We start from the raw sequence: 17,685 nt of genomic DNA, 5'->3' as shown, positions 1-17,685 counted from the left end.
CATGACCGACGGAAGCGGCGGCACGACGTCCGGCGGCGGTGGCACGACCGCTCCCCCGACGCCGCGCCCGCCCACGCTCGCGGTGTTCAAGCTGGCCTCCTGCGACGGCTGCCAGCTCACGCTCCTGGACTGCGAGGACGAACTCCTCGCGCTCACCGGCCGGGTGCGCATCGCGCACTTCCTCGAGGCGTCCAGCGCCGTGGAGCCGGGGCCGTACGACCTGGCGCTCGTCGAGGGGTCGGTCACCACGCCCGCCGACGCGGCCCGGGTCCGGGAGATCCGCGCCCAGTCCCGCTTCCTGGTCACCATCGGCGCGTGCGCCACCGCCGGCGGCATTCAGGCGCTGCGCGACTTCGCCGACGTGGAGGAGTTCACCCGGGCCGTCTACGCCCGCCCCGACTACATCGACACCCTCGCCACCTCCACGCCGGTCGCGGCCCATGTGTACGTCGACTTCGAGTTGCGCGGCTGCCCCATCGACCGGGGCCAGCTGATCGAGGTGATCACCGCGTTCCTGGCCGGCCGCGGACCCGACGTGCCGAACCACAGCGTGTGCTTCGAGTGCAAGCGCCGCGGCACGGTCTGCGTCACGGTGGCCCACGGCACCCCCTGCCTGGGCCCGGTCACGCACGCCGGGTGCGGCGCGCTGTGCCCGGCGTACGGCCGTGGCTGCTACGGCTGCTTCGGCCCGTCGGGGTCGCCGAACCTGCGCGCGATGATCCCGCTGCTGCACCGCGACGGTCTGGACGACCGGGCCGTCGAACGGCTGCTGCGCACCTTCAACGCGACCGCCTTCGCCGAGGTGCTGCCCGGCACCCCGCCCGGCGCCGAGGAGGAGACGTGACCCACCGAGGCTCCCGCGTCCTGCGGGTCGGCGCGCTCGCCCGGGTGGAGGGCGAGGGCGCGCTGCACCTGCGTCTGGCCGGCGACCGGGTGGAGGAGGCGCGGCTGCGGATCTACGAACCGCCCCGGTTCTTCGAGGCGTTCCTGCGCGGCCGGGCGTACACCGAGCCGCCCGACATCACCGCCCGGGTGTGCGGGATCTGCCCGGTGGCCTACCAGACCAGCGCCTGCCGGGCCGTCGAGGACGCCTGTGGCATCACCGTCGAAGGGCCGATCGGCGCCCTGCGCCGACTGCTGTACTGCGGCGAGTGGATCGAGAGCCACGCCCTGCACATCCATCTGCTGCACGCGCCCGACTTCCTCGGCTGCGCCGACGCCGTCGAGCTCGCCCGCACCCAGCGTGCCGCCGTGGAGCGGGGGCTGCGCCTGAAGCAGGCGGGCAACGCGCTCATGGAACTCCTCGGGGGCCGCGCCATCCACCCGGTCAACGTCCGTATCGGCGGCTTTTACCGGGCACCCACGCGGGCCGAACTGCGCCCGCTGGCCGAGCGGTTGCGGCGGGCCGCCGACGACGCCTGGGAGACGACGCGCTGGGCGGCGTCCTTCGACTTCCCCGACGCCGCCGTCGACGCCGACCTGCTGGCCCTGGCGCTGCCGGGCACCTACGCCATCGACGCGGGCACCCCCACCGCGCTGCGCACCGACGGCACCCTGACCGCCTTCTCCGTACGGGAGTTCCCCGACCACGTCCGCGAGGAGCAGGTGCCGCACTCCACCGCGCTGCACTCGCGGCTGGACGGGCGGCGCCATCTGACCGGCCCGCTCGCGCGGTTCGCGGTCGGCGGGGCCGGGCTGTCCGCCACCGCGCGGCAGGCCGCGGTCGAGGCGGGTCTGGGGGATCCCGGCGAGGGGGCGGTGTGCCGCAACCCCTACCGCTCGATCCTGGTACGGGCCGTCGAGGTGGTGTACGCGGTCGACGAGGCCCTGCGCCTGATCGACGCCTACGAACCGCCGGACCGCCCGTACGTCGACGTACCCCCCGCGGCCGGCACCGGGCACGGCGCCTCGGAGGCGCCGCGCGGCCTGCTCTACCACCGCTACCGGCTGGACGCGGAGGGCACCGTCACCGACGCCCGCATCGTGCCGCCCACCGCGCAGAACCAGGGCGCCATCGAGGACGACCTGGTGCGGGCCGCGCAGGCGGCCCTCGCCGGGCGCGAGGTGGACGACGAGGAGCTGACGCACCTGTGCGAGCGGACCATCCGCAACCACGACCCGTGCATCTCCTGCTCCACCCACTTCCTCGACCTCACCGTCGACCGCACCTGACATCCCGAGGAGAAGACCATGCACGGCAGCCCGCACATCGTCAGCGACGTCATGACGCACACCGTCGTGGCCGTGGGCCGTGACGCCCCGTTCAAGGACGTCGTCCAGCTCATGGGGCAGTGGAAGGTCAGCGCCCTTCCCGTGCTGGAGGGCGAGGGCCGCGTGGTCGGCGTCGTCTCCGAGGCCGACCTGCTGCCCAAGGAGGAGTTCCGCGACAGCGATCCCGACCGGTTCACGCAGCTGCGCCGCCTGTCCGACCTCGCCAAGGCGGGGGCGCTGACCGCCGGTGAGCTGATGAGCGCCCCGGCGGTGACCGTCCATCCCGACGCCACCCTCGCCGAGGCCGCCCGCATCATGGCCCAGCGCAAGGTCAAGCGGCTGCCCGTCGTCAACGACGAGGGGATGCTCGAAGGCGTGGTCAGCCGGGGGGACCTGCTGAAGGTCTTCCTGCGCACCGACGACGACATCGCCGAGGAGATCCGGCGGGAGGTCGTCTCCGTCCTCTTCCCCGCCCCCGTCGAGCCGATCGACGTGCGGGTGTCCGACGGCGTGGTCACCCTCAGCGGCCGCATCCGGGACACCTCGCTGGTGCCCGTCGCCGCGCGCCTGGTGCGCGCCGTGGAGGGCGTCGTCGACGTCGAGTGCCACCTCACGAGCGGGTCGGCGCTGACCGAACCAAGGTGACCCGACGGTGAAGTACCTCGACGAGTACCGCGATCCGGCCCTGGCCCGGCAGCTCCTCGACGAGCTGGGCCGCATCGCGACACGGCCCTGGCGGATCATGGAGGTCTGCGGCGGGCAGACCCACACCCTGGTCCGGCAGGGCATCGACGCGCTGCTGCCCGCCGGGATGCGCATGATCCACGGCCCCGGCTGCCCGGTGTGCGTCACCCCGCTGGAGACCCTGGACCGGGCGATGGCCGTCGCCGCCCGGCCCGAGGTGGTCTTCACCAGCTTCGGCGACATGCTGCGGGTGCCCGGCACGGACACGGACCTGCTGTCGCTGCGGGCCCGCGGCGCGGACGTACGGGTCGTCTACACGCCGATGGACGCGGTCCGCATCGCCCGGGACCGCCCCGACCGTGAGGTGGTCTTCCTCGCGGTCGGGTTCGAGACGACCGCGCCGGCCAACGCGATGGCCGTGCTGCACGCCGCCCGGCTCGGACTGACGAACTTCTCCCTGCTGGTCAGCCATGTGCTGGTGCCGCCCGCGATGACCGCGCTGCTCGACGACCCGCACTGCGAGGTGCAGGCCTTCCTCGCCGCCGGGCACGTCTGCGCGGTCATGGGCTGGCGCGAGTACGAGCCGATCGCCGCCCGCCACCGCGTGCCCGTCGTCGTCACCGGCTTCGAGCCGCTCGACCTGCTGGAGGGCATCCTCATGGCGGTGCGCCAGCTGGAGGAGGGCCGGTACGGCGTGGAGAACCAGTACGTGCGGGCCGTACGCCGCTCGGGCAACACCGAGGCGCAGGACGCCGTCCGCACGGTGTTCCGGGTCACCGACCGGTCCTGGCGCGGCATCGGCACACTGCCCGGCAGCGGACTCGAACTGCGGCCCGCCTACGCCCGGTTCGACGCCGCCCGCCGCTTCGCGGTCGCCGGGCTGCGCCCCGCCGAGGACCCCGAGTGCATCGCGGGCGCCGTCCTGACCGGGGCCCGGCTGCCCACCGACTGCCCCGCCTACGGCACCCGGTGCACCCCCCGCCGTCCGCTCGGCGCGCCGATGGTCTCCGCCGAGGGGACCTGCGCCGCCTTCCACGCCGCCGGCCGTACGAAGGAAGTGCCCCTGCCATGACCGCCGCGTGCCCCACTCCCCACCACGAGGACGACGTCGTCCTGCTCGGACACGGCGCCGGCGGCCGGCTGTCCGCCGAGCTGCTCGACGCTCTGGTGCTGCCCGCGCTCGACGGCCCGGGCGGGCCGCTGGAGGACGCCGCGCTGCTGCCCGGCCACCCGGGCCTGGTGGTGAGCACGGACAGTTTCGTGGTCAGCCCGCTGTTCTTCCCCGGTGGCGACATCGGCTCCCTCGCGGTGCACGGCACGGTCAACGACCTGGCGATGCGGGGCGCGTGGCCGCTCGCCCTGTCCGTCGCCCTGATCGTGGAGGAGGGGCTGCCGCTGGCCGAGCTGCGTCAGGTGGTCCAGTCACTCGGCAAGGCGGCACGGGACGCCGAGGTCCCGGTCGTCACCGGCGACACCAAGGTCGTGGGCCGGGGCGCGGTGGACAAGGTCTTCGTCACCACCACCGGGGTCGGGCGGCGGCATCCGGCGCTGCGCCCGTCGGCCGGGCTCGCCCGTCCCGGCGACGCGGTGCTGCTGTCCGCCCCGATCGGGCTGCACGGCACCACGGTGCTGTCGACCCGCGAGGGCCTGGGCTTCGAGAGCGACATCGCCTCGGACAGCCGGCCCCTGCACCGCCTGGTCCGCGCCCTGGCACCGCTCGGCGCGCAGGTGCACACCCTGCGGGACCCGACCCGCGGCGGGCTCGCCGCCGCCCTCAACGAGATCGCCCGCGACTCGCTGGTGGCCGTCGAGATCGAGGAGGCCGCCGTGCCGGTGCCGGAGGCGGTCGCCGCCGCCTGCGACCTGCTCGGCCTCGACCCGCTCGTGGTCGCGAACGAGGGCTGCCTGGTCGCGTTCGTGGCGGCGGCCGCGGCCGACGAGGCGCTGGCGGCCCTCCGTTCGCTCCCGGAGGGCCGGGCCGCGGTCCGCGTCGGCGAGGTGCTCGCGGACGGTCCGGCCGGCCGGGTGACGCTGCGCACGCTGGTGGGCGCCCGGCGCGTGCTGGACCTGCCGCTCGGAGAGCTGCTGCCGCGCATCTGCTGAGCACCGCGCGCACGGGTGCGCAGGCGGGCACGGGCGGACGCGGACACACGTGTGCGCGGCCGGTGGGGTCCACCGGCCGCGCACAGCGGGTGCGGCGCACGGCGCCCTCGCGCGCTCAGCCGTGCCGCACCGGGATGGTCCTGGTGCCCGGCTTCTCCTCCGGGACCGGGACCGCGATGGTCAGCACACCGTCCTTGTACTCGGCGGTCGCCTCGTCGCCCCGGGCGCCGGCCGGGAGCCGGACGGAGCGGGCGAACGTGCCGTAGCGGAACTCGGTGCGGTGCCTCTCCTCGGTCTTCTCGCTGCGCTGGGCGCGCAGCGTCAGGACGTCCTCGGTGACGGTGATCTCGACGTCCTTCGCGGGGTCGATGCCCGGGAGCTCCGCCCGCAGCACGTACGTCCCGTCGGCCATGTGCTCCTCGATCCGGATGCCGTGCGGTCCCGCCCCGTACGTGCCCGGGAACCCCGCCTCGGCCCAGCCGAACAGGTCGGGCAGTGTCGGCCTGCCCGACGGCCACTCGATCACGCCGCTCATGTCGCCCTCCTTCTCTCCTGTCCGCGCCGGGCGCCCCGTGTGGACGCCCGGGGGACGCGCGTGGGCCGGCCGGTCCGGCCCTGGGCCGCTCGGGCCCCGGTGTGCCCGCGGCCGGCGTCAGGCGGTCGCGGCGCCCGGCGGCCGCGGGGGCGTCCGGTCACCGGCCAGGTCCGGTTCGAGGACGGGCCGCCGGCGCGGGCCCGCGAGCGCGTTGTGCACGTCCACCACGCCCTCCACCGAGCGCACCAGGCGTACGGCGAGCGGGACCAGGGACGTGTCGGGAACGCGGCCGGTGAGCGTGACCACTCCGTCGCGCACCTCCACCCGGACCGCGTCGAGCGGGACCGGGAAGCGTCCGGCGACGATCTCCCGGCGGATCTCCTCGGCGATGTCCTCGTCGCTCCGCAGGAAGATCTTGAGCAGGTCCACGCGGCTGACGATGCCCTTGAGCACGCCGTCGTCCGCGACGACCGGCAGCCGCTTCACCTGGCGGCGGGCCATGACGCGGGCGGCCTGGGTGAGGGTGGTGTCGCGGCGCACGGTCACGGCCGGGGTGCTCATCAGCTCCTCGGCGGTCACCGCCTCCGCCTTCGCCAGCTCGGACAGGCGGCGCAGTTCCGCGCGCCCCTCCGGGTCGCTGTCGCGGAACTCCTCCTTGCGCAGCAGGTCGGCCTCGGAGACGACGCCGATCACCCGGCCGTCGCCGTCCAGCACGGGCATCGCGCTGACGCCCCACTCCTCCATGGTCCGGACGATCTCCTTGAACATCGCCCCGCCGGCGAGGGCGACGACGGTGCGCGTCATCACGTCGTTCACGGTGTACCGGGCGCCCTGCATGGCGGCCTCCCGCGTGCTCGATTACCTCAGCCGACACCTTCAGAGTGGTCCACGCGGCGCCCCGGGACATGGGCCGAAGGGCCCCGGGCGGGGCGCCGGCGGGCTCTCACTCCCGCCGACCGGCGGACTCTCGCCCTCGTCGGCCGGTGGCTCTCGCCCGCGTCGACCAGCGGGCTCTGACTCGCGCCGACCGACGGGTTCGCGTCGGCCGGTGGCCGCCACCGCTCGCGGAAACCGTGGCCGGCACCGGCAACGGTCTCCGGCGGCGGTCACCGGGCCGGGATCACCGCCACGGGGCAGTGGGAGCGGTGCAGGAGGGTGTGGGCGAGCGAGTGGGGGTGCGGGCGGAACCGGCCGTCGCGGCGCTGGGCGGCGACCACGACGACGGCGGCCTCCCGGGTGGCCTCCAGCAGCGCCCGGGCCGGTGCGGTGCGGGCCCCGGCCTCCCCGTCGACAGGCCGGAGGCGGCGCTCGCGCGGACCGGCGGGGCCGGGGCGCGGCACGGCCTTCGCGGCCCGCTCCCGTCGCGCGGCCCGCCCCCGGCCGGGAGCGGACGCCGGGACCGGCGCGGGCGGTTCGGGCATGCCGTGCCGGTGGGCCGCGGCGTGCAGCACCCGCAGCCGGGCGCCCCGCCGCTCCGCCTCCTGGAAGGCGAACCCGGCGGCGTCCGTACCCGCGTCGTCCGCGTCGTCCGCGAGGCCCAGCAGGACGTCTCCGGGGCGGTCGCACGGCCGGTCCCCGCGGACGACGACCAGCGGGCCGTGCGCGTGCGCGGCCAGCCGCAGGCTCACCGAGCCCAGCAGCCGGCCGGCGATCCCGCCGAGCCCCCGGGTGCCCACGACCGTCAGGGCCGCGGCCCTGCTCGCGCCCGCCAGTGCCCGTACGGCGTCGCCCTCGGCGGCGACGGTCAGCAGGGGCAGCCGGGGCCGGCGTGCGCGCACCCGTGCCGCGGCGGAGGCCAGGACCGGCCCGGCCTCGTCCCGGTCGGGCACGGCGTACACCACGTGCAGGGCGACGCCGCGGCGGGCCGCCTCGTCCGCGGCCCAGTCCAGCGCCCGCACCGAGACCACCGAGCCGTCCACGCCGACGACCACATGACGGTGAGTCATGTCCCCTTCCCCTTCCCGGCGCCGCCCGCCCGTCCCGGGGCACCGCGGCGGCTCCCCGGACGATGCTCGTCCCGCCACGGCGTCCCGGGCAGGGGCCGCGGGAACCCGGCGGCACGCCGAACGGCCCCTTGCGGCAGCGCCGTTCGGCTCCCTCCTGGGCAGAGGGCACAGGGGGTGGCCGTCACGTGTGCGTGCGGTGTCCCGGAGGGCGGCGGGCGGGGTCTCAGAAGGTCGGGTCCAGGCCGTACAGGGTGCGGCCGCCGACGAGCGCGCGGCCGGTGACCAGTTCGGGCTCGATGCGGACGAAGACCTCCTGGGGCGAGGGCACCCAGGAGCGCGGGCCGCTGCGGGCGAGCCGCTCGTGCTCGGCCGCGTCCCTGATCACGGAGGCGGAGCCGGTGACGACGACGCTCCACCCCGCGTGGGTGGCGGCGTCCACCTCGTCGGCCTCGAAGGCGACGATCGCGCCGTCGATCGCGCGGACCAGCTCGGAGGCCGCCGACGTGCGCAGCAGGACAGCGCCGTCGCTGTCGAGGCAGAAGTTGACCGGAAGCACCGCGGGCAGGGCGTGACGCGTGTGGACGATGCGCCCCACGGGCACCGTCCCCAGCAGCTGCAGGCACTCCTGGCGCTGCAGTTCGCGGAATCCGTCGTTGAAGTACATCAGCGGGATCGTCTTTCGCCTGGTCATGCGGTACTGAGTGACTCCATGCTCGGTCGGGGCGGGGGCCGGGGAGGAGGGCCGTCGGTCCCGGCCCGGCCGGAGAAGGACCCGGTTTCGGCCGGTCCGGCCGGAGAAGGACCCCCTCCGGCGGGACCGGGCCGGAAACCGGCCCGGTGTGGTGCACAAGGAAACCGGCCCGGCTCGGACGGAGGGCGCGGCCCGCTCCGGACGGAGACCGGCCCGGCTCAGACGGTGATGCGGCGGCCGGTGACGACGAGCGGGTCGATGCGCACCCACACGTCGCGCCGCCCGCCCGCCCAGGGCTCGCTGTGCGCGCTCTCGGTGAGCCGGCGGACGTCGTCGGGATCGGCCACGACGCGGGCGTGCCCGCGCACCAGGACGCTCCAGCCCTGGCTGAAGACGTCGTCGATGCGGTCCACCTCGAAGGCCACCTGGCAGCCCGCGGCCTCGAACAGGGCCGTGCCGGGGGCGGTGCGGAACACGACGGCGCCCTCGACGACGCTGTAGTTGACGGGCACGATGACCGGCCCCGACAGGGTCGGCACGGCCACCCGGCCCACCCCGTGACTCGCGAGCAGGTCCCGGCACTCCCGCGCGCTCAGCCTGCTGAACACGGGGGCCCGGCCGGCCCGGCCCGGACCGGGCGGCAGATCGGCGCTGCCCCCGGACAGATCGGCCACCGTGGTCTCCAGGGCCGCCGCCAGTCTGCTGAGGATGCCGGGGCCCGGGGCGGCGCCCGGGTGCTCCTCCAGGTACTGGAAGTAGCTGGGCGCCATGCCCGCCCGGACGGCCGCCTCCTTGCGGGTCAGGCCGACCTCGGCGCGCCGCCGCGCGAGACGGCGCCCGAGGTCGCCCAGGGGCGGGCCCTCGACCGGGTGGGGCTTCGGCACTGCCTGTTCGGCCATGACCCGTCACTTCCTCCGTCAGGCCGCGTGCACGGCGACGACCTCGCGCTGCGGCCCGCCCAGGACGACCTTGAGGGCGCCGGTGTCGGATGCGTTGCCGAAGACCTCGTACGCCTCCTCCATGCGGTCGAGCGGGAAGGTGTGGGTGACCAACTGGGAGGTGGGCAGGCGCCCGGCGGCCGCCATCCTGAGCAGCGTGGGCGTGGAGCGGGTGTCGACCAGTCCCGTGGTGATGGTCACGTTCTTGATCCACAGGTCTTCCAGGTGCAGCGTGGCGGGCGCGCCGTGCACCCCGACGTTGGCCACGTGCCCTCCGGGCCGCACCATGCGGGTGCACAGCTCGAAGGTCTCCGGCAGGCCCACCGCCTCGATCACCACGTCCGCGCCGAGTCCCGCGGTGAGGTCGGCGATCAGCTGCTCGGGAGCCTCGCGGGCGTCCGCCACGGCCTCGGCGCCGAGCTTGCGGGCGGCCTCCAGGCGGGCGGCGGCCACGTCCACGGCGACCACGCGCTCGGGCGCGAACAGCCGGGCGGTGGCGATCGCCGCGAGCCCGATGGGCCCGGCCCCGACCACGACGACGGTGTCCCCGGGCCGCACCCGCCCGTTCAGCACGCCCACTTCGTAGGCGGTCGGGAAGATGTCGGCCAGCAGGACGGCGTCCGCGTTGGTCACGGACGCCGGCAGCGGGTGCACCGAGAGGTCGGCGTGGGGCACCCGGACGTACTCGGCCTGGGTGCCGTCGATCCGGTGGCCGAGGATCCAGCCCCCGCCGCCGAGGCACTGCCCGTACATGGCCTCGCGGCAGTAGCGGCAGCGCCCGCACGCGGTGATGCAGGAGACCAGGACCCGGTCCCCCGGCCGCACGCTGCGCACGTCGCCGCCGATCTCGACGATCTCGCCGACGGCCTCGTGCCCCAGCACCGTGCCGGGACGCACCTCGGGCACGTCGCCCTTGAGGATGTGCAGGTCCGTACCGCAGATGGTGACGGCGTCGACGCGCACGATCGCGTCGGTGGGCTCCTTGAGGTCGGGGTCGGGGACCTCTTCCCAGGCGGACTGTCCGGGGCCGTGGAAGACGTAGCCTTTCATGCCGCTCCTCACCCTCTTGCTCTCCGGCTCTCGCGCACCGGCTGTCGCTCTCCGGCTTGCTCTGCGCTGTCGCTCTCACGCTGTCGTTCTCCGGCGGGACCCGGTCCCGCGGGCCGCCGTCGGCGGACGCGCGGCCGGACACCGGCCGATGCCGGGATTGCCCCGCAGGTCCAGCTTGTCCGGCGGCCCGGGGATCCGCATGGGCCGGTCGGCCCCATGGCCCGGCCGACCGGGGCGGCTCCCCCGCGCACGGCGCGTGCGCCCCCTCGGGGCGCCGGGCAGCGGGCCGGATGGGGCCGACCGGCCCTTCCACCCGTCCGGCCGCCACCGCTTGGCTCGTGACCATGCCCGACAGTTCCCTCCACTCCCCCGCGCCGCACACGCGACGCACGGCCGGCGGTACGACCGTCGTGACCCTGAGCGGGGAGATGGACCTCGCCACGACGGTGTGCCTGCGCACGCACCTCGACGCGCTCACCGCCGCGCCCCGGCCGGACCTCGTACTGGACCTGCGTCCCGTGCCCTTCGTCGACTGCGCCGGGCTGGGCCTGCTGTGCCGGGTGCGGAGCCGGGTCGCGGCCCGCGGCGGACGGCTGCGGCTGGTCACCGGCAGCGCCGCGTTCCGGCGGCTGCTGCGGCACGCCGGGCTGTCCGGCGTCTTCGAGGTGCTGCCGGACCCGGCGGCCGTACGGATCGCCGCACCGGTGCCCCCGCAGCGTCCCATGGTCCCCACCGGGCAGGGCTGACCGGCCCGTTCGCGCGGACCAGGTGGGTCCGGTCGGACACCGCACGTCACCTGGTCGGCCCATGTCGCCGCCCGCGCCCCGCTGCCACCTTCGAAGCATGAGGACGAGGAGGTGGCGACCGATGATCGGCACGAGGGGCACACGGCGAACCGGCAGGCGGCTGTGGCGGTGGCGGCGCAATCCGCTGCGACGCCACGACGACGTGGTGGAGGCCTGGGTCCTGCTGGTGATGTGGGTCGTCATCGTGGTGGGCGGCGCGATCGCCGGCACGGTGACGGCGATGGCCGCCGACCAGGAGTTCGCCCGGCAGCGCGCCGACCGGCAGGCCGTGCGGGCGGTCCTGCTCACCGACGTCCCGCTGGGCACGTCCTCGGCGGGCAGCGAGAGTTACCGCGCTCCGGGGCAGGTCCGCTGGACCGCCCCCGACGGCACCACCCGCACGGGGCGGACCCTGGTGAGCACCGGGCTGCGGTCCGGGTCCACGGTCACGGTCTGGCAGGACCGGCACGGCGTCCTCGCCACCGAGCCGCCCGGTGCGACCGAGGCGGCCATCGAGGCCGGCCTCTTCGGCACGGCGGCCGCGCTGGGCTTCGCCGGCCTGGCGTTCGGCACCGGCGCGCTCGCGCGGTGGCGCCTGGACCGGCACCGCTACGCGCAGTGGGATGCCGAGTGGGACCTCGTGGGCCCGCGGTGGGACCAGAAGACCGGTTGAGGCGCCACGCCTCCCGGTGACCTCGCCGCCCTCCGCGCACAGGCCGAACGGCCCCTTTCCAGGGTCGGTCGCCCCTGCCCCGGCCGCTGCCGGCGCGCTGCAATGGCATGAGGTGGCCTGCCACCCCGCGCCGCCGGAGCACCACGAGGAGGTGGCGCATGCGTTTCGAGAACCGCGCGGACGCCGGGCGCCGCCTGGCCCGGCGTCTGGAGTTTCTGCGCGGCACCAGGGCGGTGGTGCTCGGGGTGCCCCGGGGCGGGGTCCCGGTGGCGTTCGAGGTCGCCCGGTGTCTCGGCGCGCCGCTGGACGTCGTCGTCGTGCGCAAGCTGCGGGTGCCGTGGCAGCCGGAGCTGGGGTTCGGGGCGATCGGCGAGCACGGGGTGCGTGCCCTCGACGCGGACGTGCTGCGCGAGAGCGGACTGAGCCGGGCCGAGCGGGAGACCGTGGAGCAGGCCGAGCGGGCCGAGCTGGAGCGGCGTACCGTCCGCTGCCGCGCCGGTCTCGCCCCGGCCTCCCTGGAGCGGAGCACCGCGGTGGTCGTTGACGACGGGCTGGCGACGGGGGCCGCCGTCGAGGCCGCCTGCCGGGTGGCCCGGACCCGCGGCGCCGTCCGGGTCGTGCTGGCCGTACCGGTCGCCCCCGAGCGGGCGCTGCCGCATCTGCGCACGGTGGCCGACCAGATCGTCTGTCTGCAGGCGCTGCGCCACGTCGGTTCGCTCGGCGCCTGGTACCGGGACTTCCCCCGGGTCACGGACGAGGACGTGGCCGCGCTGCTGAGCGAGGCCGACCGGTCCGCTCCGGCCACCCGGGGGCCGGCCGCCCCGGAGCGGCCCTCGCCCGAGCGGGAGGTGGAGGTGCCGGCCGGCCGGGCGCGGCTCGCGGCACGGCTCACGCTGCCCACCTCGGCCCGCGCGGTGGTGACCTTCGCGCAGGGCAGCGGCAGCAGCCGGCACAGCCCGGGAAACCAGTACGTCGCCGACGCCCTCCAGCGGGCGGGCCTCGGCACGCTGCTGCTCGACCTGCTCACCGAGGACGAGGAACGCAACCGGCACAACGTCTTCGACATCCTTCTGCTGGCCCGCCGACTGGACGCCGCGGCCCGCTGGCTCCGGCGCGAGACCGCCCTGCCGGTGAGCTACCTCGGCGTGAGCACGGGCGCCGGCGCGGCCCTGGAGGCCGCCGCGTCGGACGACGACATCCGCGCCGTGGTCTCCCGCGGCGGCAGGCCCGACCTGGCCAGTCCGGCGGCCCTGGCCCGGGTGCGCGCGCCGACCCTGTTCGTCGTCGGCGGTCTCGACACCCGGGTGCTGAGCCTGAACCGGCTCGCGGCGGACTGGATGCACTGCGACCACCGCGTCGCCGTCGTCCCGGACGCCACGCACCACTTCACCGAGCCCGGGGCCCTGGAGGCGGTGGCGGAGCTGGCCCGGGACTGGTTCACCGCCCATCTCGTACGGCCGTACGCGCAGGCCCCGCCGTTGAAGCCCGCGTGACGGACGCGGCGGGAGAGCACAGGACACAAGTCCGGGAGTGAGGGGTGCGGTGAACGAGACACTGTCTTTGGGGCGGATCGCCGGTGTCCGCGTGGGACTGCACTGGAGCGTGCTGGTCATCGTCGTCCTGGTGGCCCTGATGCTGGCGCGCGGCCGCTTCCCCTACGCGCATCCCGGCCACTCCGCCCTGGCGTACTGGGCGCTCGCCGTGCTGACCTCCGTGGTGTTCATGGCGTCGCTGCTCGCGCACGAACTCGCGCACGCGGTGGTCGCCCGCCGCAACGGGGTCCAGGTCGACGGCATCACGCTGTGGATGCTCGGCGGTGCCGCCCGGCTGCGCACCGAGGCCCCGACCCCCGGAGCCGAGCTGCGCATCGCCGGCGTCGGCCCGCTGACCAGCGTGGTGGCCGGCGGGGTGTTCGCGGGCCTGGCCGTATGGCTTCAGGCGCTGCACGTGTCGGGCCTGGTGGTGGAGGCGGTCGCCTGGCTCGCCGCGATCAACATCCTGCTGGCCGTGTTCAACGCGCTGCCGGCCGCCCCGCTGGACGGCGGCCGGCTGCTGCGGGCGTTCCTGTGGCACCGTACGGGAGACCGCCTGCGCGCGACCCGCGGGGCCACGGCGGCGGGGCGCGCCCTGGGCTGGTTCATGGTGGTCACCGGTTTCGCCGCGGTGCTGTTCGCGAGCAGTCTGTCCGGGCTGTGGGCCGCGCTGATCGGCTGGTTCCTGATCGCCACCGCGACCGCGGAGGCCCGCCAGGCCGAGCTGCACACGATGCTGGACGACGTCCCGGTCCGCCGGGTCATGACGCGCGACCCGGTGACCGTGCCCGCGGCGGCGACCGTGGAGCAGTTCCTCTCGGCGGGCCCCTTCGGCGCCTACCGTCACTCCACCTTCCCTGTGCTGGCCGAGGACGGCACGGTGGTGGGGCTGATCACCGTGCACCTGGTCAACCGGGCGCCGGCGCAGGACCGTGCCACGACGACGATCGCGCAGCTGATGCGTCCGCTGCCCGAGGTCCCGACGGCTGGCCCGGACGAGCCGGTCCTCGACCTGTTGCAGCGCCTGGAGTCGAGCCGGGACCGCCGGGCGCTCGTGCTGGAAGAGGACCGTCTCGTCGGGATCGTCTCGCTCGCCGACATCAGCCGGGCCCTGACCTGGCTGACCACGGCCACCGGGAGCCGTTCCTGACGGTCCCGTCACACCCGTCCGGAAGTGACACCCGTCCGGAAGCGGCACATGTCCGGAAGCGGCACACGTATGGATAACGCCCTGGTGGGTGGACGGGCCGTCCACCCACCAGGGCCCCGCCCGCGGCGGCCGCGGTCCGCTACCGCCGCCCGGCCGCCGTCAGCTCCTGGCCGACCCGGTCCGCCCAGGCCTCGATGGCGGTGAAGTCGCGGAAGTCGCCGCCCTTGCCGGAGCGGACGATCATCCGTGCCATGCGGCCCTTCGCCCCCTCCTCCAGCCGGCCCCCGAAGGTCGCGTGCCCGATGACGTCCAGCTCCGTCATCGCGCGGCGCACACCCGGCACGGGCGGGATGTCCCGCTCCGACGCCGAGGCGTCGAGCGGCCCGCTGCTGAAGAACCACAGCGGCCGGCCCGCCAGGGACCGCCGGTGGCGCCGCACGAAGCGGCGGGCGTCCTTGTGCCAGCGTCCGGCGTACAGTCCGCCGCCGACCAGCACGGCGTCGTACGGTTCCACCGCGGTCACCGACCGGGCGGGCAGCGCCTCGGCGTCGAGCCCGTCCTTGCGCAGGACCTCGGCGACCGCTTCGGCGATCTGCGCCGTCGACCCGTTCTTCGTCCCGTAGGCGACCAGCACCCTGTCCGGCATCACGCTCGCCCTCCTTCCACCGTCCGTGCCGTGCCTCCGCCGCGTCCGCCGGCGCTCACCGGCCGCGCAGCCAGTCGTCGGCCACGCCGTGCAGGGCCTGGTCCTCCGGCTGGATCCGCGAGTCGTCGAAGCGGTAGGTCAGCTTGTCGACGACGTCGACCACACCGTCGATCTGCCGGGTCATCGACACGGCGATCTCGACCTCGCTGCGGCGCTCCAGATGGCCCATCAGCGTGACGACGCCGTCCGCCACCGATACCGCGACGCTGCGCGGCGCCAGCCACAGGGCCCGCACCAGCACCTCGTCCACGACCTCGGCGCGGATCTCCGCGTCGGGCCGCAGGAAGACCTGCAGCAGGTCGCGGCGGGTGACGATGCCGACCAGCCGGTCCTCCTCGTCGAGCACCGGCAGCCGCTCGACGTGCCGCTGGGCCATGGTCCGGGCGGCCTCGGCGATGCTGTCGTCGGCGTGCACGGTGACGGGCGGCTCGGTCATCAGCCGGCCGGCCGTGCGGGCCCCGGACTTCGCCGCCCGCCGCCGGCCCGCGGCCGTCAGCGCGCCGATCCGGAGGCGCCGGTGCGGGCCGGGGGCCCCGGTCTGCCGCATCATCAGGTCCGTCTCGGAGATGACGCCGAGGACCCGGTCGTCCTCGTCCACCACCGGCAGTCCGCTGATCCGGTGATCGGCGAGCAGCCGCGCGACCTCCTTGAACGGAGTGGCGTACTCGGCCCGCACGACCTCGTCGGTCATCACGGACCCGACCTTGTTCTGCTTCATGTCCGTTCCTTCCTCGGCGGAGCCGGCGGGGCCGGAAGCCCTCCGTCCCGCGGGACCGCCGCCGGACGGACACCTCCGTCGATACGAGCATCCGGCGGCCGGGGCCCGTAACCCATGGGCTGACCGGGGGCGATCCGGGGGCCGGTCGGCCCCGGGCCCGGGCCGGTCGCCGCGACGCGGGTGCGCGGCACGCCGCCGGAAAGTACGGTGGCGTCCTGGTGTGCGACCTTGGGCAGGGGTGGCTCCGTCCGCGTCGGCGGGGCGCCGGGTGGAGGCGGCATGGCCGAGAGGAACGCGGCGGCGCTGCCGCGCAAGAAGTACGAGAAGGAACTGCTGCGCCTGCAGATCGAGTTGGCGAAGCTGCAGGAGTGGGTGCGGGCGGCCGGCGTCCGCCTGGTCGTCGTCTTCGAGGGGCGGGACGCGGCCGGGAAGGGCGGCACCATCAAGCGGGTGACCGAGAACCTCAATCCGCGCATCGCGCGGATCGTGGCGCTGCCCAAGCCGACGGAGCGCGAACGCACCCAGTGGTACTTCCAGCGGTATGTCGAGCAGTTGCCGGCCGCCGGGGAGATCGTGCTGTTCGACCGGTCCTGGTACAACCGCGCCGGCGTCGAGCACGTGATGGGCTTCTGCACCAAGGAGGAGCACCGGCGCTTCCTGCACCAGTGCCCGATCTTCGAGCGGATGCTGGTGGAGGACGGCATCCTGCTGCGCAAGTACTGGTTCTCGGTGAGCGACGCCGTGCAGCAGGAGCGCTTCCGGCGCCGTCTGGAGGATCCGCTGCGGCGCTGGAAGCTGTCCCCGATGGACCTGGAGTCCATCACCCGCTGGGAGGCGTACTCGCGGGCGAAGGACGAGATGCTGGTGCACACCGACATCCCCGAGGCGCCGTGGTACGTCGTCGAGAGCGACGACAAGCGCCGCGCCCGGCTGAACATGATCGCCCATCTGCTGGACTCCGTCCCCTACCAGGAGGTTACGCCGCCGGTCCTGGAGCTGCCGCGGCGGCCGCGGCGGACCGGGTACGAGCGCCCGCCGCGCGATCTGCAGACCTACGTCCCCGATCACGCGGCGCGCCTGTGACCCGGGGCCCCGCTCAGGCCCGTTCGGGTACCACGGCGACCGGGCAGGCCGAGTGGTGCAGCACGGTGTGAGCGACCCGCCCGAGCTGGAACCCGAGGTGACCCGGGCGGCGCCGGGCGCCGACGACCAGCAGGTCGGCCTCGTGCGAGGCGGCCAGCAGCACCTTGCGGGCCGGCCCCTCCACGGTGCGGCGCTGCACCTTCGCCTGCGGCGGGACCTCCCGCAGCGCCCCCTCCAGCGCCTCGGCCGCCCGCTCCTCGTACACCCGCTCCGGCTCCCCGGCGATCAGCGGGTGGTCGACGGTCTCGTGCGCGGGGCAGCGCCAGGCCCGTACGGCCTCCAGCGGGACTCCGCGCCGCTCGGCCTCCTGCACGGCGAAGCGCACCGCCGCCGAGGGCGTGTCGCCGACACCGACGACGATCCGGCCGTGCACCCCCGCCCTGGCCTGGTTGTCGTTGTTGCCGCGCAGCACGATCACCGGGCAGTCCGCGTGGGCGGCCACGAACAGGCTGACCGAGCCGAGCAGCAGATCGGCGATGCCGCTGCGGCCCCGGGTGCCGAGGACGAGGGCGGAGGCGTTGTGGCCCTCCTTCACCAGCGCGTACTCCGGTTCCTCGGGCAGCGCCGCGGTGGTGACCGCCAGCTCGGGGCGGCGGCCGCGGGCGCGCCGGGCCGCGGCCTCGACGATGTCCTGGGCGCGCACCTCCTCGGACGGCTTGCCGAGGTCCCGGGCCAGCGCGGCGCCCTCGTACCGCTCCCAGAGGGATGCGTAGACCAGGCGCAGCGCGACACCGCGCAGGGCGGCCTCGTCGGCCGCCCAGTCGACGGCCCGCAGGCTCGGCTCGGAGCCGTCGACACCGACGACCAGCGGAAGTTCCAT

General features: G+C 75.4%; 19 protein-coding genes. 10 read left to right on the top strand and 9 right to left on the bottom strand.

Annotated elements, in window-relative coordinates:
• Position 1 precedes the first annotated feature (1 nt).
• Genes ACIQ9G_RS28780 through hypE form a run of 5 tightly spaced genes read left to right on the top strand, consistent with a single transcriptional unit; the run spans position 2 to position 4,998 of the window.
• Positions 2-844, top strand: a complete 843-nt coding sequence (locus tag ACIQ9G_RS28780; protein ID WP_403615156.1) for an oxidoreductase — start codon at positions 2-4, stop codon at positions 842-844.
• A complete protein-coding gene (locus tag ACIQ9G_RS28775; RefSeq protein ID WP_403615154.1) occupies positions 841-2,172 on the top strand; it encodes a Ni/Fe hydrogenase subunit alpha in 1,332 nt (443 codons plus the stop codon). Before ACIQ9G_RS28780 ends, ACIQ9G_RS28775 begins: the two co-directional genes overlap by 4 nt.
• Before the next feature lie 18 nt (positions 2,173-2,190).
• Complete coding sequence (locus ACIQ9G_RS28770) at positions 2,191-2,856, top strand: CBS domain-containing protein (RefSeq protein ID WP_403615152.1); 666 nt, start codon at positions 2,191-2,193, stop codon at positions 2,854-2,856.
• 7 nt (positions 2,857-2,863) lie between these two features.
• Complete coding sequence (gene hypD, locus ACIQ9G_RS28765; RefSeq protein ID WP_403615150.1) at positions 2,864-3,967, top strand: hydrogenase formation protein HypD; 1,104 nt, start codon at positions 2,864-2,866, stop codon at positions 3,965-3,967.
• The gene (hypE, locus tag ACIQ9G_RS28760) at positions 3,964-4,998 is read left to right on the top strand and encodes a hydrogenase expression/formation protein HypE (RefSeq protein ID WP_403615148.1); all 1,035 of its coding nucleotides are present in this window, start codon (positions 3,964-3,966) and stop codon (positions 4,996-4,998) included. The genes hypD and hypE overlap by 4 nt, the downstream gene beginning before the upstream one ends.
• A gap of 115 nt (positions 4,999-5,113) precedes the next feature.
• Here hypE and ACIQ9G_RS28755 read toward each other — a convergent pair whose 3' ends face one another.
• From ACIQ9G_RS28755 to ACIQ9G_RS28730, 6 genes are all read right to left on the bottom strand, one after another.
• Positions 5,114-5,533, bottom strand: coding sequence for an Hsp20/alpha crystallin family protein (locus ACIQ9G_RS28755; RefSeq protein WP_403615146.1), 420 nt, complete (start codon positions 5,531-5,533; stop codon positions 5,114-5,116).
• 117 nt (positions 5,534-5,650) lie between these two features.
• Entirely contained in the window at positions 5,651-6,370 is a 720-nt protein-coding gene (locus ACIQ9G_RS28750; protein WP_403615144.1) for a CBS domain-containing protein, read from the bottom strand.
• 269 nt (positions 6,371-6,639) lie between these two features.
• Positions 6,640-7,479 carry a universal stress protein gene (locus ACIQ9G_RS28745; protein WP_403615141.1) on the bottom strand — a complete coding sequence of 280 codons (840 nt, stop codon included), beginning with the start codon at positions 7,477-7,479 and terminating at the stop codon, positions 6,640-6,642.
• A 223-nt stretch (positions 7,480-7,702) separates the two neighbouring features.
• Positions 7,703-8,143 (bottom strand): pyridoxamine 5'-phosphate oxidase family protein, encoded by a 441-nt coding sequence (locus tag ACIQ9G_RS28740; protein ID WP_356188876.1) that lies wholly within the window; start codon positions 8,141-8,143, stop codon positions 7,703-7,705.
• A 245-nt stretch (positions 8,144-8,388) separates the two neighbouring features.
• Positions 8,389-9,069, bottom strand: coding sequence for a pyridoxamine 5'-phosphate oxidase family protein (locus tag ACIQ9G_RS28735; protein ID WP_403615139.1), 681 nt, complete (start codon positions 9,067-9,069; stop codon positions 8,389-8,391).
• A gap of 18 nt (positions 9,070-9,087) precedes the next feature.
• Positions 9,088-10,158 carry a zinc-dependent alcohol dehydrogenase family protein gene (locus ACIQ9G_RS28730; protein ID WP_403615136.1) on the bottom strand — a complete coding sequence of 357 codons (1,071 nt, stop codon included), beginning with the start codon at positions 10,156-10,158 and terminating at the stop codon, positions 9,088-9,090.
• A 344-nt stretch (positions 10,159-10,502) separates the two neighbouring features.
• Here ACIQ9G_RS28730 and ACIQ9G_RS28725 point away from each other — a divergent pair, with 344 nt between their 5' ends.
• From ACIQ9G_RS28725 to ACIQ9G_RS28710, 4 genes are all read left to right on the top strand, one after another.
• The gene (locus ACIQ9G_RS28725; protein WP_403615134.1) at positions 10,503-10,904 is read left to right on the top strand and encodes an STAS domain-containing protein; all 402 of its coding nucleotides are present in this window, start codon (positions 10,503-10,505) and stop codon (positions 10,902-10,904) included.
• A gap of 121 nt (positions 10,905-11,025) precedes the next feature.
• Positions 11,026-11,616, top strand: coding sequence for a hypothetical protein (locus ACIQ9G_RS28720; RefSeq protein WP_403615132.1), 591 nt, complete (start codon positions 11,026-11,028; stop codon positions 11,614-11,616).
• Between the two features lie 158 nt (positions 11,617-11,774).
• Positions 11,775-13,109, top strand: coding sequence for a phosphoribosyltransferase family protein (locus tag ACIQ9G_RS28715; RefSeq protein ID WP_403615129.1), 1,335 nt, complete (start codon positions 11,775-11,777; stop codon positions 13,107-13,109).
• A gap of 49 nt (positions 13,110-13,158) precedes the next feature.
• Entirely contained in the window at positions 13,159-14,298 is a 1,140-nt protein-coding gene (locus ACIQ9G_RS28710; protein WP_403615127.1) for a site-2 protease family protein, read from the top strand.
• Positions 14,299-14,437: 139 nt separating this feature from the next.
• Here the strand turns inward: ACIQ9G_RS28710 and ACIQ9G_RS28705 are convergent, their stop codons facing one another.
• Positions 14,438-14,944, bottom strand: a complete 507-nt coding sequence (locus ACIQ9G_RS28705; RefSeq protein ID WP_403615858.1) for a flavodoxin domain-containing protein — start codon at positions 14,942-14,944, stop codon at positions 14,438-14,440.
• A 55-nt stretch (positions 14,945-14,999) separates the two neighbouring features.
• A complete protein-coding gene (locus ACIQ9G_RS28700) occupies positions 15,000-15,722 on the bottom strand; it encodes a CBS domain-containing protein (RefSeq protein WP_403615124.1) in 723 nt (240 codons plus the stop codon).
• Between the two features lie 279 nt (positions 15,723-16,001).
• Here ACIQ9G_RS28700 and ppk2 point away from each other — a divergent pair, with 279 nt between their 5' ends.
• The gene (ppk2, locus tag ACIQ9G_RS28695; RefSeq protein ID WP_392191319.1) at positions 16,002-16,805 is read left to right on the top strand and encodes a polyphosphate kinase 2; all 804 of its coding nucleotides are present in this window, start codon (positions 16,002-16,004) and stop codon (positions 16,803-16,805) included.
• A 13-nt stretch (positions 16,806-16,818) separates the two neighbouring features.
• Here ppk2 and ACIQ9G_RS28690 read toward each other — a convergent pair whose 3' ends face one another.
• Positions 16,819-17,685 (bottom strand): universal stress protein, encoded by an 867-nt coding sequence (locus tag ACIQ9G_RS28690; RefSeq protein ID WP_403615119.1) that lies wholly within the window; start codon positions 17,683-17,685, stop codon positions 16,819-16,821.

The sequence above is a fragment of the Streptomyces sp. NPDC096152 genome, assembly GCF_044763235.1.
Classification (GTDB): domain Bacteria; phylum Actinomycetota; class Actinomycetes; order Streptomycetales; family Streptomycetaceae; genus Streptomyces.
The sequence above is the reverse complement of the archived record's forward strand: the minus strand, read 5'-3'. Positions and strand labels throughout refer to the sequence as shown.